20 protein-coding genes are annotated in these 25,886 nt (G+C 61.4%); 4 read left to right on the top strand and 16 right to left on the bottom strand.

Going from position 1 to position 25,886, the window contains the following annotated elements; genetic code table 11:
* The first annotated feature begins 24 nt into the window (after positions 1-24).
* Complete coding sequence (locus HYP802_RS0104910) at positions 25-225, top strand: hypothetical protein (protein ID WP_013945995.1); 201 nt, start codon at positions 25-27, stop codon at positions 223-225.
* A gap of 83 nt (positions 226-308) precedes the next feature.
* On the opposite strand, the gene HYP802_RS0104905 is transcribed toward HYP802_RS0104910, so the two are convergent.
* Positions 309-1,349: a DnaJ domain-containing protein gene (locus HYP802_RS0104905; protein WP_244420960.1), complete on the bottom strand. Its 1,041-nt coding sequence runs from the start codon at positions 1,347-1,349 to the stop codon at positions 309-311.
* A 512-nt stretch (positions 1,350-1,861) separates the two neighbouring features.
* Here HYP802_RS0104905 and HYP802_RS0104900 point away from each other — a divergent pair.
* From HYP802_RS0104900 to HYP802_RS0104890, 3 genes are read left to right on the top strand one after another with little or no spacing between them, the layout of a single operon-like run.
* Complete coding sequence (locus HYP802_RS0104900; RefSeq protein WP_013945993.1) at positions 1,862-3,322, top strand: TMEM143 family protein; 1,461 nt, start codon at positions 1,862-1,864, stop codon at positions 3,320-3,322.
* A 6-nt stretch (positions 3,323-3,328) separates the two neighbouring features.
* On the top strand, positions 3,329-4,204 hold the full coding sequence (locus tag HYP802_RS0104895; RefSeq protein WP_013945992.1) for a 50S ribosomal protein L11 methyltransferase: 876 nt from the start codon (positions 3,329-3,331) through the stop codon (positions 4,202-4,204).
* Positions 4,205-4,236: 32 nt separating this feature from the next.
* The gene (locus HYP802_RS0104890) at positions 4,237-6,048 is read left to right on the top strand and encodes an aminopeptidase P family protein (protein ID WP_013945991.1); all 1,812 of its coding nucleotides are present in this window, start codon (positions 4,237-4,239) and stop codon (positions 6,046-6,048) included.
* 10 nt (positions 6,049-6,058) lie between these two features.
* Here the strand turns inward: HYP802_RS0104890 and ligA are convergent, their stop codons facing one another.
* The 15 genes from ligA to HYP802_RS0104815 all read right to left on the bottom strand — a co-directional run bounded on the left by ligA (position 6,059) and on the right by HYP802_RS0104815 (position 25,870).
* Complete coding sequence (gene ligA, locus HYP802_RS0104885) at positions 6,059-8,200, bottom strand: NAD-dependent DNA ligase LigA (protein WP_013945990.1); 2,142 nt, start codon at positions 8,198-8,200, stop codon at positions 6,059-6,061.
* A gap of 119 nt (positions 8,201-8,319) precedes the next feature.
* Positions 8,320-9,222, bottom strand: a complete 903-nt coding sequence (locus HYP802_RS0104880; RefSeq protein ID WP_013945989.1) for an outer membrane protein assembly factor BamD — start codon at positions 9,220-9,222, stop codon at positions 8,320-8,322.
* A gap of 221 nt (positions 9,223-9,443) precedes the next feature.
* Positions 9,444-10,385: a UDP-3-O-acyl-N-acetylglucosamine deacetylase gene (gene lpxC / locus HYP802_RS0104875; protein WP_013945988.1), complete on the bottom strand. Its 942-nt coding sequence runs from the start codon at positions 10,383-10,385 to the stop codon at positions 9,444-9,446.
* Positions 10,386-10,757: 372 nt separating this feature from the next.
* Positions 10,758-12,302: a cell division protein FtsZ gene (ftsZ, locus tag HYP802_RS0104870; protein ID WP_013945986.1), complete on the bottom strand. Its 1,545-nt coding sequence runs from the start codon at positions 12,300-12,302 to the stop codon at positions 10,758-10,760.
* A gap of 96 nt (positions 12,303-12,398) precedes the next feature.
* The gene (gene ftsA, locus HYP802_RS0104865; protein ID WP_013945985.1) at positions 12,399-13,655 is read right to left on the bottom strand and encodes a cell division protein FtsA; all 1,257 of its coding nucleotides are present in this window, start codon (positions 13,653-13,655) and stop codon (positions 12,399-12,401) included.
* Between the two features lie 9 nt (positions 13,656-13,664).
* Positions 13,665-14,672 carry an FtsQ-type POTRA domain-containing protein gene (locus tag HYP802_RS0104860; RefSeq protein WP_013945984.1) on the bottom strand — a complete coding sequence of 336 codons (1,008 nt, stop codon included), beginning with the start codon at positions 14,670-14,672 and terminating at the stop codon, positions 13,665-13,667.
* Positions 14,660-15,613: a D-alanine--D-alanine ligase gene (locus tag HYP802_RS0104855; RefSeq protein ID WP_013945983.1), complete on the bottom strand. Its 954-nt coding sequence runs from the start codon at positions 15,611-15,613 to the stop codon at positions 14,660-14,662. Before HYP802_RS0104855 ends, HYP802_RS0104860 begins: the two co-directional genes overlap by 13 nt.
* A 39-nt stretch (positions 15,614-15,652) precedes the next feature.
* Positions 15,653-16,621: a UDP-N-acetylmuramate dehydrogenase gene (gene murB, locus HYP802_RS0104850; protein WP_013945982.1), complete on the bottom strand. Its 969-nt coding sequence runs from the start codon at positions 16,619-16,621 to the stop codon at positions 15,653-15,655.
* Positions 16,621-18,057 carry a UDP-N-acetylmuramate--L-alanine ligase gene (gene murC, locus HYP802_RS0104845; RefSeq protein ID WP_024275269.1) on the bottom strand — a complete coding sequence of 479 codons (1,437 nt, stop codon included), beginning with the start codon at positions 18,055-18,057 and terminating at the stop codon, positions 16,621-16,623. The genes murB and murC overlap by 1 nt, the downstream gene beginning before the upstream one ends.
* 56 nt (positions 18,058-18,113) lie before the next feature.
* On the bottom strand, positions 18,114-19,241 hold the full coding sequence (gene murG, locus HYP802_RS0104840) for an undecaprenyldiphospho-muramoylpentapeptide beta-N-acetylglucosaminyltransferase (RefSeq protein WP_013945980.1): 1,128 nt from the start codon (positions 19,239-19,241) through the stop codon (positions 18,114-18,116).
* Positions 19,242-19,251: 10 nt separating this feature from the next.
* Positions 19,252-20,433, bottom strand: a complete 1,182-nt coding sequence (locus HYP802_RS0104835; protein ID WP_013945979.1) for a putative peptidoglycan glycosyltransferase FtsW — start codon at positions 20,431-20,433, stop codon at positions 19,252-19,254.
* Positions 20,430-21,845, bottom strand: a complete 1,416-nt coding sequence (gene murD / locus HYP802_RS0104830; RefSeq protein ID WP_013945978.1) for a UDP-N-acetylmuramoyl-L-alanine--D-glutamate ligase — start codon at positions 21,843-21,845, stop codon at positions 20,430-20,432. Before murD ends, HYP802_RS0104835 begins: the two co-directional genes overlap by 4 nt.
* A gap of 37 nt (positions 21,846-21,882) precedes the next feature.
* Entirely contained in the window at positions 21,883-22,965 is a 1,083-nt protein-coding gene (mraY, locus tag HYP802_RS0104825; protein ID WP_013945977.1) for a phospho-N-acetylmuramoyl-pentapeptide-transferase, read from the bottom strand.
* A gap of 35 nt (positions 22,966-23,000) precedes the next feature.
* A complete protein-coding gene (locus HYP802_RS0104820) occupies positions 23,001-24,425 on the bottom strand; it encodes a UDP-N-acetylmuramoylalanyl-D-glutamyl-2,6-diaminopimelate--D-alanyl-D-alanine ligase (RefSeq protein ID WP_013945976.1) in 1,425 nt (474 codons plus the stop codon).
* The gene (locus HYP802_RS0104815; RefSeq protein ID WP_013945975.1) at positions 24,422-25,870 is read right to left on the bottom strand and encodes a UDP-N-acetylmuramoyl-L-alanyl-D-glutamate--2,6-diaminopimelate ligase; all 1,449 of its coding nucleotides are present in this window, start codon (positions 25,868-25,870) and stop codon (positions 24,422-24,424) included. The genes HYP802_RS0104820 and HYP802_RS0104815 overlap by 4 nt, the downstream gene beginning before the upstream one ends.
* Between the last annotated feature and the right edge of the window lie 16 nt (positions 25,871-25,886).

Genomic DNA, 25,886 nt, shown 5'->3' with positions numbered 1-25,886 from the left:
TAGAGTCCTTGAAAGGAGCTATCCATGAGCACTTACCGCTTTCCTCTGAGAGGTAAGATCGGCGTCGTGCGCGGGAAGGACGGGGAAACCCTGACGCGACGCATTGGTGCCCAGCGCGATTTGAGCCGGGCCAACCGGCGCAATTATGAATTAGCCGATATGCAACAGCCGCTGACCGAGGAGGAAGTCCGTAATCTTCCGGTCGCACATCGTTCTTCATCCTGATGACAGGCAAGAACAGCAAACCAGGACTCGAATGAACGGCATCGCAAATCGCGGTGCCGTTTATTTCTCTACAATCACCGTTATCAAGCCGCAGCCGCCCGCTTCACCTTCAACAAGTCCCACGCCGCATTGACCTGCTTGATCCGCTGTTCGCGATACCGCCGGTCGGCTTCGTTCTTGGCGTGATCCGGATGCCACGACATCCGCAGCGCGTCGACGATCTTCTTGACCGCCGCATCTGGTGCATCCGGGTTGAGACCCAGGATGCGGTAAGCCTCGAACACTGTTGACGGCACATCGGGTTCAGGCGCCGCCGACGCCCGCATCTCGGCCGAAGCCGGCATTGCCCCCTGCGCAATCCGGCTGACACGATCGAGATCCCGCACAATCGTCCGGATTGCGCTATTGACCCGCTCCACGCCGAGCTGCGCCTCACGACGTCCCAGATCCGCGATGCGATCATGCAAGCTATCGAGTTCCGACGTCAGGACGTCGCGCAACAAGAGATCAGCTGGAAGCATCGAAACGAGAAACTCGGTTTCGTGCAATCGTGTACGGATCGGCGCCAGCATCTCGGAGCCGTCGTCGTCATCGTCGACTGCTGACGATCCCGGCCGCCAAGACTCGAACCGCCGCTGAAACAGAGAGAATGGCGCTGCCGCGAACTCCCAGAACCGCGCCCCAGCCGGAACAGCGTTTCCGGCACCGAATGAAAATTCGAACGCCATCAGCTGCCGCCGCCGCACCAGAACGATGCACGCGAGCAAGAGCGACACCAAAAGCGTTGAAATCACGCCCGCTACTTTAAAGGCGTTGCCGGTCGCAGCCGGAGGCGCTGCGACAGGATCGACGACGGTCACCCAAGCCGCGGATTCAGGCTCTGCCTTCTGCACCGGCGCCTCGATCACCGCATCGCGCGATAGCTTCTCTGAGACGACGCTCGGCAGCATTGTCGTTTTGCCGAAGCCGGGAAGAACGAAGCGGCCTTTGAGGCGGCTCACCGGCGCATATCCTGGCGGGAGTTTTTCCGGCAGGACGACGCCCAGCGCCTTGGCTGAAGCGGCCATCTTGGCCCAAGCAACGCGTTCCCCGCCACACTCGACGGTGAACTTGTGGACCATCATCGTTTCGCAGGTCCAAGCCGCTGAAGATGCACAAGCTGTAAAAGGCTGATCTTCCCGTGGCCCGACAATCCGGTACGTTGTCATTTCGGACGGAGCGAGACGCGGAACGCCTCTATCCATTATGCAGGAATAAGGTAGAACGAGCTCATCAGCCGCCGCGACTGTGCTCGCAAGGGCCATGCACACAGCAAAGCCCAAGGCTAAAAAACGCAAAGCCCCCATTTCGCGCCCCCGCAAAATCCCCTGTCGTGCCGCCGTTCATGATCCCAGCGAAACAGCGGCAACACTGTGGCGAAAGAGCAAGTTATAAACGCAAATTATACAAGGCATGCGTGCATTTAATGATGTACCATCAACCAAATAGTGGACAATGAGTCCTTTGATCCTTGCGCCACGGCACAGGTCATTTTTCGGCGAAGAAGTGCTGACACGCTCGAAAATTCTCCGGTGACTCTATATGAGGTCCCGGGGGCAAGAAACTGGATCGCAAAGCAAGTTCGGGGGAGAGCATAATGGCGGCGACGGACTTTGCATCGGGTCGAATGCGCCGGAAGCAAAGCCTATACGACAGGCTCTCGGATCTGGCCGACCTCGATCCAAAGCCAGCCGCAATGCCCGAGGACGCCGCGCGCGAGCCCATCGATATTCTCGCGCCCGACGATAAGCGCAAACGCGAACGTTTCATTCCGGTGACGCGGTTCGCCCTGCTTGACCGCCTGACGCAGACGCACCTCTGGGCGCCCGGACGGGCCGCCGAGGCACGGCGCTTCTTCCGCTATCTCGATTACTGGCGGCAGCAGCAATACTTCTCGATGCTGCTGGAACTCGAACAGACGTATGAGGCGTTCTCGCCCGATAGCGACCTCCTGATGACCCGCAAGTTCTCTGACGACGATCGCGAGGCTTTGCAGCACCGGGTTTTCGAAGGTGTCGAAAGCCTGCTCGTGCGCGCCAACTATGAGCGCATCGATCCAAATGACGTCGAAGTCATCCTGACACGCGAAAGCCACTACGGCCTCGATCTCTTCGTCGACATGAAGGCCTTCGAGCGGATCGCGATCTACTATCGCGGCGCTTCGAACCGGAAGTTCGAGAAACGCTCCCTGCGCAAATTTCTGCGCAAGGAAGAATTCGACGTGCCGATTTTCCAGCGCCTGTTCCTGATGTTCAAACTAAAGACCACCGAGGCACGCGTCGAAGAGGTCATGCGCGAGAAGAAGATGTCGCGCGATGCCGCTGAAAAATGGGTCGAACATCGTCGCCAGCATCTTCCGCCCAGCATCAACGACAGAAACATTTATCTGAAGCTCTTCAAGAATATTCCGCGCACCGACGTCGAGATGATCTTTCCGAACACTGAAGTTCGCTTTCGCGCCATGGACAAGCTACGCCTGGGCGTGACGGCCGGCGGCGGGCTTGGCATGGGCGCAGTCGGAGCGGCGGGCAAACTTGCGCTGGTGTTGAGCAATCCGATTGCAGCCATCGGCGCGTTGGCGGGTCTGGGCGGCATCGCCGTCCGCCAAGCGATGGGCTTTCTCAATCAGAAACAGCGCTACATGGTCGTGATGGCGCAGAACCTTTATTTTCACACGATGGCCGACAATCGCGGCGTCATCCTGAAAATCGCAGCGCGCGGCGCCGAGGAAGACGTGAAAGAGGAAATGCTGCTCTACAGCGTTCTCGCCAAGGAGCCCGCCACCCGCGCCGACCTGCCCTCCATCGACCTCGCCATCGAGAACTACTTGACGCGCACGTTCGGTATGAAAATCGACTTCGAGATCGACGATGCTTTGGATCGGTTAATCCGCGATGGAATCGTAACTGAAAAGCCCGACGGCACTTTTGTCACGTTGCCGCCGGCCGAGGCGGCGAAGCACATCGACGACAAATGGGATTTGTTCCTCGATCACCTGCCCGATCCGATTACCTCCGAAGGCTATGAATACGAGGGCAAATCCGTCCCCAACCCTTAGCATCCGATGTCAGTCAGAAAAGTCACAGCCCTCTTCGCCGATCGCGCGCTCGCGTACGCAACCGGCAATGCCATGCAAGATCTGCTTGAGCCCGCCCCCGACGCGCTGACCGTCTTCGAAGACGGCCCAGATCGCTGGCGCGTCGAAGCCTATTTCGATGCCGAAGCCGACGCGCGCGACCTCGCAGCCGAACTGAAGCCGCTCGTCGATTGGCCTCTGCCACCCTTCGAGATCGAGGCCGTGCCGGAGCTGAACTGGGTCGCGATTTCGCAAGCGGCACTTCCGCCCGTGCCGGCAGGCCGTTTCACCATCCACGGCAGCCACGATCAAGGCCGTGTCGCGCACGGACCGAACGCCATCCTGATCGACGCGGGCGAAGCATTCGGCACCGCACATCACGCAACGACGCTGGGCTGCTTGCTCGCCATTGACCGGCTGACGCGCGGCCACGCCTACAAGAATATGCTCGACCTCGGCTGCGGCTCGGGCGTGCTCGCCATCGCCGCAGCAAAGGCGATGCCGCACACGCGCATCGTCGCCGCCGACATGGACCCGCAGTCCGTCACGGTCGCGAGCGAAAACGTCCGCCTCAACGGCGCGGGCAATCGCATCGCCCTGTTCGTTGGCAACGGTCTCGGACATCCGAGAGTTCGCGAGCGCGCACCGTTCGATTTCCTTGTCGCCAACATTCTGGCGGGGCCGCTAATTTATCTATCGTCGTCAATTTCCCGCGCTGTCGTTCCCGGCGGAACACTGGTGCTCTCCGGCATTCTCGTACCCCAAGCGCCCCAGGTCATCGCAACCTATCTCGCCCACGGATTCTCGCTTCAGCGCCATGACCGCATCACCGGCTGGTCGACCCTGACCTTCCGGCGACGTTGAAATCTCACCATCCGGTGCTTAGAAAATCAGCCATGCTGCAGACATTCCATTCCTTGTCCGAGCCCGAACGCGTCGCCGAACGCGTAAAAGCGCTCCGCGCCTACATGGCGAAGTCGAAAATCGACGCCGTCCTAGTTCCCCGGTCCGACAAGCATCAGGGCGAGTATGTCCCAGCCTGCGCCGAGCGCCTGAAATGGCTGACGGGGTTTTCGGGCTCCGCCGGCATCGCCGTTGTCGGCAAGAAAGCCGCCTTGCTGGCGATCGACGGCCGGTATACGGTCCAGGCCGCAGCCGAAACCGACACAAAAGTTTTCGAAGTTTCGCTATTGTTGCGTCCGAAGCTTGCGGACTGGTTGATTGCGAACGTCGCCAAGGGTGGCACGGTCGGCTTCGACCCTTGGAACCACACCGCCGGAGAGATCAATCGCCTGACGGCTGCGCTCGCCCCGAAGGGCATCAAGCTCAAGGCGCTGTCAAAAAATCCGATCGACGTTCTGTGGGGCAAGGACCGTCCGAAGCCGCCGCAAAATCCTGTCATCGCCCAGCCGATTGCCTTTGCAGGCCGAACGGCGGCCGACAAAATCTCCGAATTGCAGACGCGCTTGAAACAAGACGGCCAGAGCGCCGTCATCCTGACGCTGCCGGATTCGATCTGCTGGCTGTTCAACATTCGCGGCAGCGACGTTGCACATAACCCTGTCGTTCTCGCCTTCGCCATTGTTCCCGCGAGTGGCAAAGCCGAACTCTTCATTGCGCCCGATCGCCTCGACAGCGAAGCCCGCGCCGACGTCGCGCCCGTCGCAAAACTTCTCGCACCCGCGACGCTGCCGGACCGCGTAAAAGAGCTGAAAGCCAAAGGCAAACGGGTTCGCCTCGATCCCGAAACAGCTGCCTATTGGTTCGAGCAAAAGCTCGGTGCCAAGCTCATCTCGCGCGGTCAGGATCCGTGCATCCTTCCCAAAGCCATCAAGTCCGATGCGGAGGTCGTCGGTGCCCGCGCCGCCCATGTCCGCGACGGTCACGCCGTGGTACGCTTCCTCGCCTGGCTCGATGATTGGGCGTCCGACGGCACGCTCGACGAGATCACCGCCGTGCAGAAGCTCGAAGAATTCCGCCGCGACACCAACATGCTGCGCGATGTGAGCTTCCCGACGATCTCCGGCTCCGGCCCAAACGGCGCCATCGTGCATTACCGCGTCTCCGAAGAAACCAACCGCCGCGTGAAGCCCGGCGAACTGTTTCTGATCGACAGCGGCGGCCAGTATCCTGACGGCACCACAGACATCACGCGCACGATTGCCGTCGGCAAACCGACCAAGGACATGCAGCGGCATTTCACGGCTGTTCTGAAAGGTCATATTGCCGTCGCGACTGCGCACTTTCCGAAAGGCACACGCGGCATCGACCTCGACCCGTTCGCACGTCGCGCACTTTGGCAGATCGGCGCCGACTTCGATCACGGCACAGGCCATGGCATTGGCAGCTATCTGTCAGTCCACGAAGGTCCGCAGTCGATCTCGCGCGCCGGCATGGCGCCGTTGCACCCCGGCATGCTGATCTCGAACGAGCCCGGTTATTACAAGGTCGGCGAATACGGCATCCGCATCGAAAACGTCGTGCTCGTGACGATGCCGGAAACCGTCGAAGGCGGCGACCGCGAAACGATGGAGTTCGAGACGTTGACGCTCGCGCCCATCGACCGGCGGCTTATCCTTCCCGAGATGTTGGAAAAGAGCGAGCGTGACTGGCTCAACGCCTATCACAAGCGTGTCTACGATACGCTTGCGCAGAGCCTCGATCCTTCGACGCGCAATTGGCTGAAGCAGGCGACGGCACCGGTTTAAACCTAGCGGCTCACGCCTGCCCAATCAGCGCAAGCCACTCGTCTTCATCGAGCACGGTAACGCCCAGAGCCCGTGCATTATCAAGCTTCGAGCCCGCTTCCGTTCCCGCAACGACGTAATCCGTCTTCTTCGAAACCGAGCCTGAAACCTTCGCGCCAAGACGCTCGGCCTGCGCCTTCGCTTCGTTGCGCGTCAGCTTCGTCAGCGTTCCCGTGAAGACAACCGTCTTGCCGGTGACAGGCGACTCTTTCGTTTGCGTACGCACAAAAGGTGTAACGGTCACTTCCTTCAGCAGCGCTGCAATCTGTTCCTGGTTGTGATCCTCGCCGAAGAAATCGACGAGTGCATCGACCACCGTCTCGCCGATGCCTTCGATATTGTCGATATCCTGATAGGCGTCGCTGCCTTTTCCGCCCTCGACCGCCGCATCGACAGCCGAACGCAGCGCGTCCAGCGTTCCGTAGGCTTTTGCGAGGTCTTTCGCGGTCGTCTCCCCAATGTGCCGAATGCCGAGTGCGAATAAAAATCGATCGAGCGGAACCTCGCGGCGCGCGTCGATGGCGGCAAACAGCTTGCGGACCGACGTTTCCTTGAAACCGCGGACTTTCAGCAGCGGTTCGTCCGACGCCTTATCGCGGGCTTCCAGCGTGAAAATATCCGCAGGCGATTTGATCCGCCCCGTATCGAAGAAAAACTCGATCTTCTCCGTGCCCAATCCCTCAATATCGAAGGCATTGCGCGACACGAAATGCTTCAGACGCTCTTTGACCTGCGCCGGACAAATGAGACCGCCCGTGCAACGGCGCACGACGTCCGCCTTGCCCGTTTCCTCGACTGCCTCTCGCACCGCATGACTGCCGCACACCGGGCAAACGGTCGGGAACTTGAATGGATGCAAGTGCGAGGGGCGCTTCGCCAGCACCACTTCGACGACCTGAGGAATGACATCACCCGCCCGCTGCACGATGATTGTATCGCCTTCGCGAATATCTTTGCGCGCAATCTCATCTTCGTTGTGCAGCGTCGCGTTCGACACGACGACACCGCCGACCGTCACGGGCTTCAACTTTGCAACCGGCGTCAGCGCGCCCGTGCGCCCCACTTGAATATCAATTTTTTCAAGAACGGTCGTCGCCTGCTCCGCGGCGAACTTGTGCGCAATCGCCCAACGCGGCGAGCGCGACACAAACCCCAACCGTTCCTGGTAATCGAGCCTATTCACCTTGTAGACGACACCGTCAATATCGTAGCCGAGCGAGGCACGCTTTGCTTCGATATTGCGATAGAACGCCAGCAGTTCATCCGTCGTCGTCGCGATCCGCATCAGTGGATTGACCGGCAATCCCCAATGCGCGAACGCTTTGACGACACCCGCTTGCGTGTCCGCCGGAAGTTCCGAAACCGCACCCCACGCATACGCGAAAAAACGTAGCGGGCGCTTCGCCGTGATCGACGCATCGAGCTGCCGAAGCGAACCGGCAGCGGCGTTGCGCGGGTTGGCAAAGATCTTATCGCCGCTTTCAGCCTGCGCGGCATTCAACGCTTCGAAGTCTTTGTGGCCGAGATAGATCTCGCCGCGAATGTCGATCAGCTCGGGAATGTCCTTGCCCTTGAGCTTATGCGGAATCTCGCGAACTGTCTTGATGTTGGCCGTAACGTTCTCGCCTTCCGCCCCATCGCCGCGCGTCGCGGCCTGCACCAACTCGCCATGCTCATAGCGGATCGAAATCGAAAGCCCGTCGATCTTTGGCTCAGCCGTCACTTCGAGTGTGTCGTCTTCGCCGAGCATGAGAAAACGGCGCACCCGCTCGACGAAATCGATGACGTCCTGATCGTCGAACGCATTGCCCAGCGACAGCATCGGTACGTCGTGGCGAATCTTGCCGAACGCCGCAACCGGCGCCGCACCGACCTTCACCGTTGGGCTGTCTTCACGCCGAAGCTCGGGATGTTCTTTCTCAAGATCACCAAGCCGGCGACGCAGCGCATCATATTCGGCGTCGGAAATCTCCGGTGCGTCCTGCCGGTAATAGAGCTGATCGTGATGCGCGATTTCGGCTGACAGCCGGGCAATCTCGTCGGCAGGCGTCTCGCTTCCCGCTGACGCCGCTGAGACGGTCTTGCGCTTCTTTCTTGATTTGGCGTCGGACATCGTAATTTTCAAAGCATCGGAAAAAGCACAAGCCCGAAATGAAATCGGGCCCAGCTTTCAGATCTAGCACAATGTGAAGGGCGTGACAGCGACAGGTTCCACCCGCCGGACGGGCAAGATCAACCGCTACCCATGCTGATGCTCGGCATCTTGATCGTCGGCACCGAGAGCTTCGGAACGGAATTCCAGGTCTTGCTCAGCCAGGAATCGCTGTCCTCGCGTGGCGCCAGACCGCCCGATTCCAGTAGAGCGTAGGAATCCTTGTACCACTTGCTGTCGGGATAGTTGTGCCCGAGGATCGCCGCTGCGTTCTGGGCTTCCTTGGTGATGCCGAGCGCCATATAGCATTCGACAAGACGCGCCAGCGCCTCCTCGACATGCGCCGTCGTCTGATAATCGCTGACGACCGTCTTGAAGCGATTGATGGCGCCGACGTAGTTGTGCCGATCGAGATAATACCGCCCGACATTCATCTCCTGAGCGGCGAGATTGTCCAAGCAGATGCGAATTTTGTTGTCGGCGTCCTTAGCGTACTCGCTGTCCGGATAACGTGCCTTCAAGATTTTAAGCTGCTCAAGCGCCTTGCGAGCCGCCGTCTGATCGCGGTCCGCCTTGTTCATCTGATCGAAATAGGCTTCCGCGATAATATGGTGCGCCATCGGCGCTTCTTTCGTGCCCGGATGCATCGCGACGTAACGCTCGGCCGAGGCGATCGCTTCCGGCGCTTTGCCGGCGCGATAATACGCATATGCGGCCATCACGATCGATTTGCGCGCTTCCTGCGAATAGGGGTGGTCGCGATCGACGGCTTCGAACTTCGTCGCGGCGTCTTCGAAATTGCCTTTCGTCATCATCGCGTCGGCGTCGGCGAACATCTTCGCTGGCGGATCGGGATTGAGCGCAGCCGTATCGAGCTTCGGTCCATTGCTGCAACCGCCGACGGCAAGCATCGAGAACGCGAGCGCCACCAACACCGACACCGTGCTCACGATTTTCAGAAGATGCCGTGCCGATATCATCATACGCCGCGTTGCTTCCAAAAGAGGCCGACGGCTGCGTTGCTGTCGACCACACGTCTCAACGATCGCAAGCGGATAGCACCCCGAGACGCGCCCCGAAAGATGAATCGTCGGCAGCGCGCTGTCTGCTAACAGCCCCGTGTGGCGAGTGTATCGTCAGAATATGGTGCATTCCAGGCCGTCGATTGGGCCAGGAGCACCAGCCGACGGGAATAAGCCGAAGCTTATTCCGCAGCGACAACCGTCTCAGACACGATCTGAACCGGCGAGCGGCTTGCACGGGTGCGCGGTGCCTGTGCGTATTCCCAGTTCGACGCATCGGCGAACAGGGCCTGAAGCACCATCGAGTTAAGCTTGTGACCGCCCTTGTAAGAGCGATACGCGCCAAGGAGCGGCAGTCCGGCAAGCGCCAAATCGCCAACCGCGTCGAGCATTTTGTGACGCACGAACTCCTGCGGATAGCGAAGGCCGTCACGGTTCATGACCTTGCCGTCGCCGATCGCAACCGTGTTGGTGAGGTCGGCACCGAGTGCAAGACCCGCCTTCCACAACTTCTCGACGTCGCTCATGAAGCCGAACGTGCGGGCGCGGGAAATCTCGTGGCGGAAAACGCCGGGGCTCATTTCGTACTGCAGCCGCTGGCGACCGATCACCGGCGTTGCGAAATCGATTTCAACGTCCATGCGGAACCCGGCATGCGGCTCAAGTTCGCCCCAGCAGCCGTTTTCTTCTACCCGCACAGGTTTAAGAACTTTGATGTATTTGCGCGGCTCTGAAAGCTCGCGAATGCCGACCCGGTCAATGGCGTCGACGAATTCCGCCGAGCTGCCGTCCATGATCGGAACTTCTTTGCTGTCGATCTCGATATAGAGGTTGTCGATCGAGAGACCGCGAAGCGCGGCGAGGAGATGTTCGACTGTGCTGATCGTTGTGCCAGCGCTGTCGCCGATGACGGTACAAAGTGTAAGATTTTTGACGTTCGCTACGTGTGCCGCGATTTCCGAGACGACTCTTCCCCGTTTGGTAACGAGAAAGCGGAGCCCAGTATCAGCCTCTGCTGGATGCAGTGTGAGTGATACCGGAGCTCCGCTGTGCACCCCCGTGCCTGTCAACTGGATCTCGCGGGCAAGCGTGGTTTGCCGCGCACCGATGAATCGATTCGACATACAGCGCCGTCCCTCATTCTCTTGGCGGACCGCTGCTCCCCAGCATATGCGGCCAACCACCCCCTGACCTACCTTGAAGTCCTTCTGATTCTATCAGCTCGTTCCAGCCTTATTTTGGCCGCGTCCGCTCTGATCAAAGGCTCATCACAAGTGGTCGATGCACAAAAGCTAACTGCTTCGCTAAACACCGACAAATCACGCTTTCTTACATTGTGTTACGCTTTAGCAACCATTCTTGACGTTTCCCGAGACCTGATGCAGCCGCATTTTGACCGCGTTCTTCACCCGAAAAATCGCACTCTCTCGCCACCTTTCTATCACGTTCGAAGCCGGAAATGTGGCGGCGAGAAATTCTATTCCGTATACCGCCGATTATCTCCGGCCTAAACCGGCAAAACGTCCCAAAAGGCCCGGTTTTCTTTGCTCTTCTGCATCTCTGCTGTGGGTCCGCGGAGCGCCATTCTGACGCGCATTCCATTCCTTCTGAGCCTGCGGAGGAAATTCCTCGATGCCCGGCACCCGGCGCCCGCCACGCTGGATCTCCGTCGGGGCCTGCGGCTCGAATCGATGATCGTAATTTTGCACCGGAGCGTCGGCCGGAAGGGGCGGGGTCCGTAACAATGCACTCCCGGACAGGGGAGGAAAATTTTCCAGCCCGTCCTCGATCATAACATTTCCTGGGGCAACCCAGCTGTCGCGGCCACCACGAGGTTGTTCTCTGTGGATAGGCTCAGAAAAATTCTGCGGCGCTGCAGCCGTCGGCGCCTGCAAAGCTTCAGCAAGACGCCGCTGCAGGTCGCCCGGAGGTGCGGGGAGCACGGCGCTGCGTTCCACCTGCTGCTGTGGCGCCGGATGCTGCTGCGACATCTCCGCAGCCTGCTGCTGCGCCTGAGGAGCGTACGTGCCCTGACCGTGACCCTGCGCCTGCTGCGCCATCATGCGTTCGGCCATCCGGTGATCCATACCCGATGCAACAATCGAGACGCGAAGACGATCGCCGAGCTGCTCATCGAATGTCGCACCAACGATGATGTTGGCATCGTGATCGACCTCCTGACGGATGCGGCTCGCTGCCTCATCAACCTCATAGAGCGTCATGTCGCGGCCGCCCGAGATCGACAGCAGCAATCCCTTGGCGCCGCGCAGCGTCACATCATCGAGCAGCGGATTGGCAATGGCTTCTTCCGCTGCGAGAATGGCGCGCTGTTCGCCGGTCGCTTCGCCCGTGCCCATCATTGCCGTACCCATGCCGCTCATAATTGTGCGGACGTCTGCGAAATCGAGATTGATAAGGCCTTCCTTGAGAACAAGCTCGACGATGCAGGCAACGCCCGAATAGAGCACCTGGTCGGCTAGAACGAAGGCTTCCGCAAACGTCGTCCGCTCATTGGCAATCCGGAACAGGTTCTGGTTCGGAATGACGATCAGCGTATCGACGAGATGGCGCAGGTTTTCGACACCCGCCTCCGCAATGCGCATGCGCCGCGCGCCTTCGAATTGGAACGGCTTGCAGACGACGCCGACCGTCAGCGCCCCAAGCTCCCGCGCGATTCGCGCGATGACGGATGCCGCGCCCGTGCCGGTGCCGCCGCCCATACCGGCCGCGATGAACACCATGTGCGCGCCTGCAATATGCGTACGAAGCTCTTCGAGCGCTTCTTCCGCCGCAGCTTCGCCGATCTCCGGCTTGGCGCCTGCGCCGAGCCCTTCGGTCAGATTGATGCCGAGCTGAATACGATGTTCCGCACTCGAAGCATCGAGCGATTGCGCATCCGTGTTCGCAACCACGAACTGCACGCCTTGAAGCCCGGCGGCAATCATGTTGTTGACGGCATTGCAGCCCGCGCCGCCGACGCCGATGACGGTGATCCGAGGCTTGGCGTCGACCAGCTTCGGCAGTTGCAGCTTGATGCTCATGGCGTCCCCGAGAATGATAGTTGGGCGTTCGGCACGACTGTTTCTGCCGCCAACGCCGCCTGCTTCGACGATCTCATTTCTGTCTTCGACACGTCTTTAAAACCCGCCTTTAAGCCACGTTCCGACGCGACCGAGATATCCTTGCGTCACGGTCTTGCGACCGCGCGCCATGTTGAGTTCGCCGTCTCCGCGCGCCGCCACGATCGCAAGACCGGAAAGCGTCGCGAGCTGCGGCCCTGAGAGACTTGCGGCAAGACCGTGCAGATCCATCGGCCGGCCGAGCCGGACCGAACGTCCGAACGTATCCGCGACGAATCCCGGCAATCCGGTGAGTTGGCTGGCCCCGCCCGTCAGTACGATCTTGTCTCCCACGTAGCGGCTCGCGGCGTTCAGCGCTAAGCGCTCGCGCACAAGCCCCAGGATCTGCTGCACGCGCGGCCGGATGATATCCGTTAGCCGCGCTTTCGTTGTTTCGTAGCTGCCGTCATCCTCCTCTCCGGCGATCGGATAGGAGAACGACTCATGCTCGTCTGACTGGGCGTTGAGGAGTGTGCCATAAAGCGTTTTGATTCGCTCGGCTTCCGCAAGTGGCGTCTGCAACGCCTTCGCAATATCGTAGGTGATATGTTGGCTGCCGACCGGGATCACGTCGATGCCCGTAAAGCGCCCGTCTGCGAAGAGCGTCATCGACGTCGTTCCGGCGCCGAAATCGATGCATGTCACACCGAATTGCCGCTCTTCTAGCGTTGTAGCAGCGAGCGCACTTGCATAAGGCGACGCGACGAGCGCATCGCAACTCGCATAGCACCGGTCGATCAGAACCATCAGATTACGCAGCGGCGCTTCATCCGCCGTCACGGCGTGCAGCCCGGCCGAGATACGTCGCGCCGAAAGACCGAGCGGATCGCGGACACCGTGCGCCCCGTCGACCTCATAGCCCAGGTGGTTGAGATGGAGCAGCGTTCGGCCGTTGCGCTCAGCGTAGCTCTCGCCCGCTGACATCAGCCGCGCCAGATCTTCTTCCCGCACGCTGCCGGTTTCGATATCCGCACGCGCCGTGCAATGAACCGATGAAATCCGCCCCGCCGATACAGACAGCGTAAAGCCGCCGACCGACGTTCCGGCCGCGCGCTCCGCTTGGCTGATGACGCCGCGAACGACACCTTCCGCTTCATCGAGATCCGTCAAAACGCCGGCTTTGACGCCTTTCGAACGCTGCATGCCAAGACCCGCGAGCCGCAACGACGGCATCGCCATTCCGGCCACGTACTCGGCGACAACGACGGCGGCAACAGTCTTGCTGGTGCCGATATCGAGAAGCCCGAAAGTCTTGTAGGTGCGCCGCTCCGCCATGCCAGCCCCCTACTGTTGCGCCGAGGCGACCGCTGTCGTCCCGGAGCTTCTGAGAGATGCCGTCCGCGCAGATGATGTTGCCGGCCGCATCGCGATCCGGCCCGGCGTGCGCACGTCGACGATCATCGGCGCGCCCGTCAAGGCTGCCTGGACCGCCGGCGTATTGGCGATTTCCTGCAAACCTTCGATCTCGCGATCGGCGGCGAGGTCGAGCGCCGTGCCGTTCCGCAAGACGATCCGCCACCGTCGCTCGGCAACACGCTCGCCATAGGCGTACTGCCGCTCGATCTTGGGAACCAGATGAAGGGCTGAGAGCATCAGCATCGCTTCGCTGTCGGCGCCCTCACCGACCACGCGCGGCAATTTCCATGTGCTGGCGGTCGGCATCGGCCCAAGCGCCCGCCCCGTCGCATCGACCAGATAGTTTGTCTCGCTGCGCGTCCACACAAATGCCGGTGCACGCTCATGAATGACGATATCGAGCGTTCCCGGATAAATGCGGGTGAGCTGCACGGTATCAACCCACGGAATGCGCTCGATCCGCTTCATGGCGGCGTCAGAATCGAAAGCTGCGAATGTTTTTACGTTGGTGAGGTCCAAGGCGTCGTACACGTCGGAATCGGATGTGAAATGCTGGCCGGAGAGGTTGACCTGATCGATGCCGAAACCGGCCGCGATCATCAGACTGTCAGTTTTGTCGGAGAAATCGAAGGCCATGAGCTTATCGAGCGGCAGCGTATAGGCCGCCACGCCGGCGACAGCCGCGACCAGCGCGGCAACTGTCGAAGGCATCACCCACCGCCGTCCGCGACGCGTACGTCTCAGGCGACGTTCGCCACGCGGAATTTGAAGTTTGGTCGTCACGCGCTTGGAGATCGTAACAGCGGAGCTGCGCCCGCGGGTCGTCGGCGTCGCCTCGGGCGAAGGCGGCACCCATTGAGCAGCCTCCGGTTCCGGCGTTGGCGCATCATGTGCAGCCCGCCACCAGAACCGATGCTTGCTCTCTACCTGTTGCAACTCGCGTCCTCGACCATCCACCGGACTAGGTCACTGAACGACCACCCGGCATAACCCGCCAGCTCGGGCACCAGGGATGTCCCCGTCATGCCCGGCTGAGTGTTGACTTCGAGGCAGATCAGCTCGCCCGTTCCACCGGCCGTGTCGTCGTAGCGAAAGTCGGCCCGCGATACGCCGCGACAGCCCAAAGCCTGATGCGCCCTTAACGTTAAGGAACGGAGTGTCTGGTAAACATCTGGTAAAAGTTTCGCGGGCAGTTCGTGCTTCGAGCCGCCGGGTGCGTATTTGGCCTCATAATCGTAGAACGCGAGGCCACGAAGCGGCACAATTTCAATGATATCCGTCACAAAGTTGCCAATGACGGCGCAGGTCAACTCGCGCCCTGCCACATAACGCTCGACCATCACGATCTGATCGAGCGGACCACCCGCAGCGATCGAGTTCGGCGGCCGCTCGGCGCCGGGCGGCACGATTACGACGCCGACGCTCGACCCCTCCGTCACCGGCTTCACCACATAAGGGGGCGCCATGACATGCTTCTCCAGCGCCTCGCCACGCGTCACCAGAGTGGCATCAGCAACGGCAACGCCCGCGAGCTTCATGATGTCCTTCGCCCGCTCCTTGTGCATGGCGAGCGCCGACGCCAGAACGCCGGAGTGCGTGTAAGGAATGCCGAGCAGCTCCAGCACGCCCTGCACGCAGCCGTCCTCCCCGAACTTGCCGTGCAGCGCATTGAAGCAGACGTCGGGCTTCAGTTCCTGCAACCGGCTTCCAAGATCGCGATCGACGTCGATCTCGGTCACCGCGTAGCCGCTCTGCAGCAGCGCCTCCCCAACCGCCGCACCGGAATTGAGGCTCACCTCGCGCTCAGCCGAAAGGCCACCCTTCAGAACAGCGACGTGATTGCGCGTACGCTTCGGAACCGGGCCGAGTGTGTTCATGTCTGGCTCGCTTGCAGATTGAAAATCATGTGCTGTGAATTAGTTTTGGTCGGCGCGCTCGGCGGCCAGCGCTTCCCCGACCGGACGGCCGGGTTTGGGAATACCGAGACGAATGATCTCCCAGTCGAGCGTAATGCCGGCCGTCTCGCGAACGCGCGCCCTAACCGTCTCACCGAGAGTCTCGACGTCTTCGCCGCTCGCTTGATTGTCGTTGATCAGAAAATTGCAGTGCATCTCCGAAACCTTCGCACCACCGACGCGAAGCCCACGGCATCCCGCCTGATCGACAAGTTTCCAAGCACTATGACCGGGCGGGTTCTTGAACGTCGAGCCGCCAGTGCGTTCCTTGATCGGCTGGTTCTTCTCGCGATATTCCGCGACCTCATCCATCTCTTTCAGGATTTCAGCCGGATCGCCGGGCTCACCCGCATACGTCGCTTCTGTGAAAATCCAGTCTTTCGGAATACCGGAATGACGATAGGTGAAGCCCATGTCGGCGAGCGACAACACATGAACGGTGCCGCTTGGATCAACCGCACGCGCGCTGATCAGACAATCTTTCGTCTCGCGCCCGTGCGCCCCCGCATTCATACGCAGCGCGCCGCCGATGGACCCCGGAATGCCGCGATAGAACGCGAGCCCGCGAATGCCCGCATCCGCCGCCGCCCGCGCGACCTTCACGTCGGGAACTGCCGTGCCGACGCGCAGCCGATGCCCGTCTTCGACGGCGATTTCGGAAAACCCGCGCCCGAGCCGGATGACAATACCCGGCACTCCCCCATCGCGGACGAGCAGGTTCGAGCCGAGCCCGATGACCTGCACCGGTACATCGCTCGGCCGATGCTTCAGGAAATACGCAAGGTCGGCTTCGTCGGCAGGCATGAACAGCACCTGCGCCGGACCGCCGACCCGAAACCACGTGACATCCGCTAAAGACGCATTCGCGCTCAGCCTGCCCTTGAGCTCCGGCATCGCGGCCTTGAGGTCATCCGTGATGTCCGTGAACATCACCCCGCGCTCCCGGTACGCTTCGGTTCTTCCGCCAGCCACGCCGGCAAAGCATTTGCCCACTCGGTCGAATTACCGGCACCGAGGCAAATGACGAGATCGCCCGGCCGCGCCAGTCGCTTGATCGCGGGCGCGATAAGTGCCGGATCGTCGACAGCTTCGGCCGGACGGCCACCCATGGTTCTGATCCGCTCGGCGAGCGCGCGACTGTCGACACCTTCGATCGGGTTTTCGCCAGCGGTATAGAGCGGCGCCACGATCACGCTGTCGGCGTCCTTGAAGCATTGCGCGAACTCGTCCATCAGGTCGCGCACGCGCGTGTAGCGATGCGGTTCAACGACCGCGATCACGCGACCTTTCGTGCCGCCGCGCGCTGCTGCCAACACCGCCGCGATTTCCGCCGGATGGTGGCCGTAGTCGTCGTAAATCGTCACGTCGTTCCATTCGCCGGTGAACTGGAAGCGGCGCTTCACGCCGGAGAAACCGGCCATCGCCGCCTTGATCTTGGCATCGGACAATCCGGCGTGCGTCGAAACCGCAATTGCGGCCAGCGCATTGAGTGCGTTGTGCGCGCCGGGCACCGGCACCGACCAATCCTGCAACACGCGCGCGCCGCCTTTGACCCGCGCCGCCAGGCTCGCATCGAAATAGGTCGTGTTGCCGACGATGCGGACGCCCGTCAGCCGAAGATCGGCATCCTCGCTCTGTCCGTACGTCAGCAGGCGGCGGCCATCGGCGCGCAGGTTCAGCCGCTGCACCATCTCCCGCACGACGGGATGATCGATGCAGACAACCGTCAGTCCAAAGAACGGAATGTTGCGCAGAAAGGCTTCGTATTCGCGGTGCATCGCTTCGACCGAGCCGAAGTAATCGAGATGCTCCGGATCGATGTTCGTCACGATGCCGATTTCCGTCGGCAACCGCGTGAACGTGCCATCGCTCTCGTCCGCTTCGACGATCATCCACTTGCCCTGGCCGAGCCGCGCATTCGAGCCCCAGGCGTTGATGATACCGCCCGTGATAACGGTTGGCTCTTCGCCCGCTTCCGTGAAGATGTGCGAGAGCAGCGACGTCGTTGTCGTCTTGCCGTGCGTGCCCGTCACCGAGATCGTCGAATAGAGCCGCATCAGCTCGGCGAGAATTTCAGCGCGGCGGATGATCGTCAGGCCCTTCTGACGCGCCGCGACCAATTCCGGATTGAGCGCTTTCACCGCCGTTGAAATCACGACGTACCGCGCGCCGATGAGGTTCACCGGATCATGGCCGACGAAAACGCGAATGCCCTTCGAGCGCAGGCGTTTGACGTTGGCGCTTTCTTTCTGATCGGAACCCTGAACGGTGTATCCTTTGGCGACCAGAATTTCGGCAATCGCGCTCATGCCGATGCCACCGATGCCGATGATGTGGAAAGGTCCGATGTCGCGCGGCATTTGCATGGCCGGAAGCTTCCTCGCTGTCTCTATCTCGCGCGGTTCGACGAAATGCAGATCCCTCAATGGTCACGCCCCGTACCTGTTTTACGCCCTTCTGCTAAAGCCAGCGTAAAATCGGCCAAATTCCGGACGGCATCGGGGCGTCCAGCGGTTTTAGCGGCCTTCGCTGCCGCCGCAAGGGCGTCAGGCGCAATCAGGAGCTTTTCCAGTTCATCAGCGAGGCGTTCCGGCGACAGGTTGCGCTGTTCGATGCACCACGCCCCACCCGATTCCGCCAAGCGGCGCGCATTGTTAAGCTGATCGTTGTCGAGCGCGTGCGGCAACGGCACCAGGATGGAGGGCCGCCCCATCACCGTCAATTCCGCAACCGTGGAAGCACCCGCCCGCCCGATGACGAGATGCGCGGCCGCCATCCGAGCCGGGAGATCGGCGAAAAACGACGCAATTTCGGCGCTAATATTCGCCTCCGAATAGGCATCGTTGACGCGCTCGATATCCTCTTCGCGCGCTTGCTGCACCACACGCAACCGCCCCCGGATGTGATCGGGAAGTGCAAAAAGCGCGAGCGGGACAGTATCTGAGAAAAACCGCGCGCCCTGGCTGCCGCCGAAAATCAGAAGGCGGATCACGCCCTCCCCGGCTGGCGCTTCATAAGGGCGCGTCGCGGCATCCATGACCGCTTGGCGCACTGGATTTCCGGTCAGCACCGCTTTTTCGGCGAGCTTGCCTTCCAGAAACTTCGTGCGCTCGAATGACGTCGCAATTGCCGTGACGCGTTTCGCTAACAGCTTGTTGGCGCGCCCGAGCACAGCATTCTGCTCATGAATGGCAGTCGGAATTCCGCGCAGCCGCGCCGCAACAAGCGGCGGATATGTCGGATAGCCCCCGAAGCCAATGATGGCTGCAGGCTTTACGCGGCCGAGGATCGAATACGCCGCCCTCGTACCGCGCGCCAGCATCAGCGCGGTCTTCGCGATATCGCCAGGAGACCGCGACGCCAGCGTCGCCGACGGCACTTGATAAATATCGCGCGCCGGAAAACCACCGCCATAACGATCGCCGCGCATGTCCGTCATCAGATCGACGACGACGCCGCGGCGCTTCAGCTCTTCGGCCAAGGCGAATGCCGGGAACAAATGCCCGCCCGTTCCCCCTGCGGCAAGCATGATGGATTGCGCGCCCGCCATTACCTCTTGCTCATCGTGTTGGAGTTTGACCCCCGAGTTGTACTTCGTCGATAGCCGGAATCCATCGCGGCTTTTTGAGGCGCTGTGGATCAGGCCGCCACCGCGTCAACGCCAGCAGCATGCCCGCGGTAACTGCCAGCGCCAACATCGACGATCCGCCCGCGGAAATGAACGGCAGTGTCATACCCTTCGGCGGCAGCAGCCCGATATTGACGCCCATGTTGATAAGCGATTGCAGCCCGAAAACGAGCGCCAGGCCCTGGATCGCGAGCCGGTCGGCGGTGTTGGGTTCGTTCGCAGCGCGCCGCATGGCCCGCGCCACGATGAAAGCGAAAACGCCGAGCAGCGCGATACATGCGATCGCACCGTATTCCTCGCCGATCACCGCGAAAATGTAATCGGTGTGCGCGTCGGGCAGGATCGACTTGATCACGCCCTCGCCCGGCCCACGGCCGAACAAGCCGCCTTCCGTAAACGATTGAATAGCCCGGCCCGCCTGCGAATTCTCCATCGGTGCCGCGCCGAAAAACTTGTCGAAGCGCGATTGCACGTGCGGAAAGTAGATATAGGCCATCCCCATCCCGCAACCGCCAAGAACCACCAGAATGCCCGCACCGATCACCGGCATCCCAGCGAGCAGATACATGAGGCCCGCCGTCGCGCTGATCAGCACGGTCTGGCCGACGTCAGGTTGCGCCACCAGGATCGCCCCGAAGAACGCCCAGAGCGCCAACCCGAACGGGAGCGCCGGCATATCGCTGCGCTTTCCCGCCTCGCCGAATAGCCACGCCAGGATGACGATAAACGCCGGCTTCGCAAATTCGGATGGCTGAATCGTGTATCCGCCGAAACTCAGCCACCGCTGCGCGCCGTTGATCTCGGCACCGGAAAAAATCACGACGATCATGCCGCCGATGGCGACGAGAAACAGCCCTGCCGCCAGCCGCCTGACGCCGCCCGGCGTAAAAAACGAAATGACGATCATCAGGATCGTGCCGAGCGCCGCAAAGAACACATGCCGCTCGACGAAATAATAGGTCGGCAAACCTTTCTTGATCGCAACCGCAGGCGACGCCGCAACCGACAGCACGACACCGATGGCGATGAGCGACAGCAGCGCGATCAGAAGCCCGCGATCGATCGTGAACGACCACTCCGCAAGCAGACTGCGATCGGCGCGCGAGAGCTTCATGGCCCAGCCCGCAATTCGATACCGGGAAGAGCTGCGACCAGCCCTCGGAAACAATCGCCGCGCACCTCGAAATTACGGAACTGATCGTAACTCGCGCACGCAGGCGAAAGCAGCACGACGGGTTCCTGTCCATCGCTCAACTGAGCGTCAGCCGAAGCGGCCCACAGCGCCTCGTTCAGCGTGCCGCTGCGCTCGAACGGAACTTTGCCGTCGAGCGTCGCTGCGAAGGCATCCGTGGCCTCGCCGATCAAATATGCTTTCGTGATACCGCCGAAATGCGGCTCCAGGCTCTCGATGCCGCCGGCCTTCGGCTTACCGCCTGCGATCCAATAGACATCGCGCGGAAACGACTGCAGCGCTTTCTCCGTCGAATCCGCATTCGTCGCTTTGCTATCGTTGATGAATAGCACCTTGCCGATGCGGCCGATCTCTTCCATCCGGTGCGGCAGACCGGGGAACGACGACAGCGCACCCTGCCAATCGAGATCGGTCGTCCGCCCGAGCGCGCTGAGACACTCGCGAACCGCCGCAACAGCGGCCAATGCATTCTGCCCGTTGTGCTTGCCGCGCAGCGTCGGAACGCCCGTCAGCGAGCCCAGCTTCACCGCGAGGCCCTCGCGATTGCTGCATACGATCGTATCGCCGAGCAGGCTGTAACCCGGTGCGATGGATTTTTCCGCGCTGAAGGCCACAACAGGACCGACGTTGATCCGCCTGCGCAGCATCGCCAGGCCGAAGTCGTCATCGATGCCAACCGCCGCAATGTCCGCGCCGAGCACGAGGCGCTCCTTGATCTCGGCGTAATGCTCGATCGAGCCATGGCGGTCGAGATGATCAGGCGTGACGTTCAGCATCACGCCGACGGTCGGCCCGAGCGTCGGCGTCAGGTCGATCTGGAACGACGACAGCTCGACGACATGAAACCGTCCGGGCTCCGGCGGCTCAAGCGTCAGGATCGGCCGGCCGATATTGCCGCCCATCTGCACGTCGAGCCCCGCGTGCCGCAGAATGTGCGAGATCAGCGCCGTCGTCGTCGATTTGCCATTGGTGCCGGTGATCCCAATGAACGGCGAGCCGGGCGCATGCAGCGCCCGCTCGCGCGCGAAAATCTCGATATCGCCGATGACCGCAACACCGTGCTCGGTCGCGCGCTTCACCGTCCAATGCGGCTCCGGATGGGTCAGCGGCACGCCTGGCGCCAGCACCAGCGCGGAGAAGCCCGACCAATCCACAACGGACAGATCAAAAAGCGGAATATCCCTGGCGATGGCTGCATCCCGCGCCGCGATGCCGTCATCCCAAGCGGAGACGATGGCGCCGCCGGCAATCAAAGCCTCGGCAGCCGCAATGCCGGACGCACCAAGCCCAAACACCGCTACGGATTTTCCTTTAAAGGACGTCGCGCGAATCATTGAGGTCAATCTACAGCAAGTCGCGTCGTTTGGCGTCCTAGCGCAGTTTCAGGGACGAAAGCCCGATCAGCGCCAAAATCACCGAAATGATCCAAAACCGGATCACGACCGTCGATTCCTTCCAGCCCTTTTGCTCGTAGTGGTGATGCAATGGCGCCATCTTGAAGACGCGCTTCCCCGTCCACTTGAACGACAACACTTGGATGATGACGGACAGCGTTTCGAGCACGAACAAGCCGCCGACGACCGCCAGCACGATCTCGTGCTTGATCGCGACCGCAATCGCCCCGAGCGTGCCGCCCAGCGCCAGCGAGCCGGTGTCACCCATGAAGATCATGGCAGGCGGCGCATTGAACCACAGGAAGCCAAGGCCAGCGCCGATCAACGCCCCGCAGATGACGGACAGCTCGCCGGTGCCCGGCACGTGATGAATTTGCAGGTAGCCCGCGAATTTCGCGTTACCCGAGAGATACGCAATCATGCCGAACGTCGCCGCCGCGATCATGACCGGAACGATGGCAAGGCCGTCGAGCCCGTCCGTCAGGTTGACGGCATTGCCCGCGCCCGCGATCACCAATACGGCCATCAGCACGAAAAACGGCCCGAGATCGATGACCAGCTCTTTGAAGAACGGAAACGTCAAATCCGTCGCGAGCCCGGCCGGACTGAGCTTCATCAGCGCAAAGCCCGCCAGCGCGGCCACGAAAAGTTCGAGCAGGAAGCGGATGCGGCCTGAGAAGCCCGCAGTCGACCGCTTCGTCACCTTCAGAAAGTCGTCATAAAAACCGATCGCGCCATACGAAAGCGCAACGCCGAGCACGACCCAGATATAGCCGTTGTCGAGCTGCGCCCAGAGCAGCGTCGAGACCGTGACGCCGGCGAGGATCATCAGCCCGCCCATCGTCGGCGTACCACGCTTCAAAAGATGCGTTGCCGGGCCGTCGTCGCGGATCGGCTGCCCTTTGCCCTGCTTGACGCGCAGGAGATCGATGATCGCCGGTCCGAACATCATCACGAACAACAGCGCCGTAAAGATCGCGCCGCCGGTGCGGAAGGTGATGTAGCGAAAGACGTTCAGCGCGCTGATCTGGTCGCTGAAATTGACGAGCTCGTAGAGCATGCCGCGCGAACTTCCCCCTCAATGATCCCGGCCGGCTAAGCGGCGGGCCCGTCTTTGCCAAACTGTGATTTCAGCGCCGCCACCACAGCGCCGAGCCGCGTCCCGTTCGATGCCTTCACCATCACGACATCGCCCGCCCTCAGACGATCCGCAAGCGCGATTTCGAGCGGCGCCGACGTCAGAGAGTAGCCGCCTTTCTTGGCCGCTGGTAGGGCATCATAAAGGCCTTTCATATGCGGCCCGCATGCGAACACCAAATCGACATCCGCCGCATCGACGGCACTTTTGAGGCCGGAGTGTAGCGCCGGAGCCTCGCTGCCGAGTTCCAGCATGTCGCCGAGCACCGCAATCCGTCGCATAAATCTTTGTCGAGGAACTGCCCCGAGGGTCGCCAGAGCCGCCTGCATCGAGGCCGGATTGGCGTTGTAGCTCTCGTCAATGAGCAGCACTTCTCCATCGCCGACGTAGAGCGTGCTGCGCGCGCCCCGGCCGCTCGGCGGCACAAGATCGGCCAGCGCAGCGAGTGCTGTGGGGACTTCCGCGCCGATGGCAGCAACCGCGGCCGCAACCGCCAGTGCATTCTCCGCGATATGCCGTCCCGGCATCGCCAGATGAACCGGAATGCTCAGGCCCTCAATAGAAACGGTCATATCGCTGCCGTCGTCGGACATCCGGAAATCCGACCCACAAGCGTCGGCATTGCTGTCAAAACCGAACGTCACCGGCTTCGCGCCGTAAGCCTCGGCGATAGCTTTGAGGCGACCCGCAAACGGATTGTCATATTTGATGATCGCCGCCCCGCCCTGCGGCAAGCCTTCGAAAATCTCGCCCTTGGCATCCGCGATGGCCGCGACCGACGGAAAGTACTCTAGGTGCACTGCTTCGACCGTGGTGATGATCGCCACATGTGGACGCACTATCTTGGTCAGCGGCCGGATCTCGCCCGCATGATTCATGCCGATCTCAAACACGGCGAACTGCGTATCGGCCGGCATCCGCGCCAACGTCAGCGGCACACCCCAATGATTGTTGTAGGATTTCTCCGACGCGTGTGTGGCCCCGAGCCGCGACAGACACGCGCGCAGCATCTCCTTGGTACCGGTCTTGCCCACGCTGCCCGTCACGCCGACGACGCGCGCATCTTCCGACAGCCGTCTGCGCGCCGCTAGCCCCAACGCCACCAACCCATCAAGCGGATCAGTTACGCGAAACAAAGCGCCATCGCCTGCTTGTCGAACATAATCGCGGCTGACCAGCGCCGCAGCAGCCCCGGCCTTGAACGCCGCCGAAACGAACTCGTGCCCGTCGCGCTGATCCTTGAGCGCGATGAAAAGATCGCCCGCCTGCAACGTCCGCGTATCGATCGACACGCCTGTGATGGCAACGCCGTCACCGTCGGACGCAACGCCCAATGCAGAAGAAAGTTCGGAGAAAGACCACAGAGCGTTCATTGCGTTCATCGGCTTGCGAGCGCCTTCCGGACTTCGTCGTGATCGGAAAATGGAATGATCCGATCGCCGATGATCTGGCCGGTTTCGTGACCCTTTCCGGCCACAAGCACGACATCGCCCGGAGTCATCATGCAAACCGCCGTCGTGATGGCTTCCGCGCGGTCGCCGATTTCGCGAGCGCCCACCGCACCCGCGAGAATTTCCTTGCGGATTTCAGCCGGTTGCTCGCTGCGTGGATTATCGTCCGTCACAATCGTGATGTCGGCGCGTTCGACCGAAATGCGGCCCATGATCGGCCGCTTGCCCTTGTCCCTGTCGCCGCCGCAGCCGAACACCGAAATCAGGCGCCCCGTCGCAAACGGACGGCAAGCATCAAGTGCCGCCGCCAGCGCCTCAGGCTTGTGCGCATAATCGACGATGGCGAGACCGCCGTTGCGCTCACCGATGATTTCGAGCCGCCCAGGCACGCCCTTCAAACCGCGAAGCGTTTGCAGCACAGCTTCGGTCTCTTCTCCGACGGCTATCGCAAGACCGGCAGCCACCAGCGCATTCTCGACCTGATACGCACCGACCAAAGGCAAATAAACCTCGTAGGATTTGCCGCCCGCGTTCACGCCGATGATCTGGCGAAATCCATCACGCGACAGCGATGTGCGCTGAAGCGCATCGCCGCCCGTGCCTACCATCATCACGCGCAAGCCCCGCGTCTTCGCCGCCGCCGCGACGTCACGCGAATAAGCCCCGTCCGCGTTGATGACAGAAGGTTGCCCCGGTTGCAGAAGCTCCGTGAACAGCCGCAGCTTCGCACTCAAATAATCTTCGACTGTCGGATGATAATCCATGTGATCGCGGCCGAGGTTCGTGAAGGCCGCCGCCGAAAGCTCCACGCCGTCGAGCCGATGCTGGTCAAGTCCGTGCGACGACGCCTCGAACGCCAGATGCGTCACACCTTCGTCCGCGAGCGCCGCAAGCGCCGCATGTAGCGTGACCGGATCGGGTGTCGTCAGCGAACCGTAAACGGCGCCGGACGGCTTGACGATGCCGATAGTTCCGACCGATGCCGCCTTGTGACCCAGCGCCGTGAAGATCTGCCGCGTGAAATCGGCGACGGACGTTTTGCCGCTCGTTCCCGTGACTGCAACGGCCGTTTTCGGTTGGCGGCCCGCGAGCTTCGCCGCGATCTTAGCCAATGCGGCGCGCGGATTATCGACCTCGATCAGCGCCACGCCTTCGGGAACGCGCACGCCCTTGTTCCTGCCAACGATGACGGCAACTGCGCCCCGCTCGATCGCTTCAGGAACGAAACTAGAGCCATCAACTTTCGTGCCCGGCAGCCCGGCGAAAATCGCTCCCGGACCTACCGCAGCACTCGCGGCCGTGATGCCTGAAACGGAAATGGCGTCCGCACCTGGCGGCGGCGCGATATCCGCCGGAAGCACCTCGCTAAGCCGCATCATCCCCGCCTTATCG

Source organism: Hyphomicrobium sp. 802 (genome assembly GCF_000526135.1).
Classification (GTDB): Bacteria; Pseudomonadota; Alphaproteobacteria; order Rhizobiales; family Hyphomicrobiaceae; genus Hyphomicrobium_B.
Note: the sequence above shows the minus strand (reverse complement) of the source record. Positions and strands in the feature narration are given on the sequence as shown.

Bases quoted from the DNA above. Each gene is read 5' to 3' on its own strand.
- murB (WP_013945982.1), bottom strand. From the start codon at position 16,621: ATGTTCACGGACATCACGGATGACCTCAAGGCCGCGATGCCGGAGCTC.
- HYP802_RS0104835 (WP_013945979.1), bottom strand. From the start codon at position 20,433: ATGAAGCTCTCGCGCGCCGATCGCAGTCTGCTTGCGGAGTGGTCGTTC.
- lpxC (WP_013945988.1), bottom strand. From the start codon at position 10,385: ATGTCGAATCGATTCATCGGTGCGCGGCAAACCACGCTTGCCCGCGAG.
- mraY (WP_013945977.1), bottom strand. From the start codon at position 22,965: ATGCTCTACGAGCTCGTCAATTTCAGCGACCAGATCAGCGCGCTGAAC.
- HYP802_RS0104910 (WP_013945995.1), top strand. From the start codon at position 25: ATGAGCACTTACCGCTTTCCTCTGAGAGGTAAGATCGGCGTCGTGCGC.
- HYP802_RS0104815 (WP_013945975.1), bottom strand. From the start codon at position 25,870: ATGCGGCTTAGCGAGGTGCTTCCGGCGGATATCGCGCCGCCGCCAGGT.
- murC (WP_024275269.1), bottom strand. From the start codon at position 18,057: ATGCAAATGCCGCGCGACATCGGACCTTTCCACATCATCGGCATCGGT.
- ftsA (WP_013945985.1), bottom strand. From the start codon at position 13,655: ATGGCGGAGCGGCGCACCTACAAGACTTTCGGGCTTCTCGATATCGGC.
- HYP802_RS0104855 (WP_013945983.1), bottom strand. From the start codon at position 15,613: ATGAACACACTCGGCCCGGTTCCGAAGCGTACGCGCAATCACGTCGCT.
- murG (WP_013945980.1), bottom strand. From the start codon at position 19,241: ATGGCGGGCGCGCAATCCATCATGCTTGCCGCAGGGGGAACGGGCGGG.
- ligA (WP_013945990.1), bottom strand. From the start codon at position 8,200: ATGTCCGACGCCAAATCAAGAAAGAAGCGCAAGACCGTCTCAGCGGCG.
- HYP802_RS0104905 (WP_244420960.1), bottom strand. From the start codon at position 1,349: ATGATGGTCCACAAGTTCACCGTCGAGTGTGGCGGGGAACGCGTTGCT.
- ftsZ (WP_013945986.1), bottom strand. From the start codon at position 12,302: ATGAGCATCAAGCTGCAACTGCCGAAGCTGGTCGACGCCAAGCCTCGG.
- HYP802_RS0104820 (WP_013945976.1), bottom strand. From the start codon at position 24,425: ATGAACGCAATGAACGCTCTGTGGTCTTTCTCCGAACTTTCTTCTGCA.
- HYP802_RS0104895 (WP_013945992.1), top strand. From the start codon at position 3,329: ATGTCAGTCAGAAAAGTCACAGCCCTCTTCGCCGATCGCGCGCTCGCG.
- HYP802_RS0104900 (WP_013945993.1), top strand. From the start codon at position 1,862: ATGGCGGCGACGGACTTTGCATCGGGTCGAATGCGCCGGAAGCAAAGC.
- HYP802_RS0104880 (WP_013945989.1), bottom strand. From the start codon at position 9,222: ATGATGATATCGGCACGGCATCTTCTGAAAATCGTGAGCACGGTGTCG.
- murD (WP_013945978.1), bottom strand. From the start codon at position 21,845: ATGATTCGCGCGACGTCCTTTAAAGGAAAATCCGTAGCGGTGTTTGGG.
- HYP802_RS0104890 (WP_013945991.1), top strand. From the start codon at position 4,237: ATGCTGCAGACATTCCATTCCTTGTCCGAGCCCGAACGCGTCGCCGAA.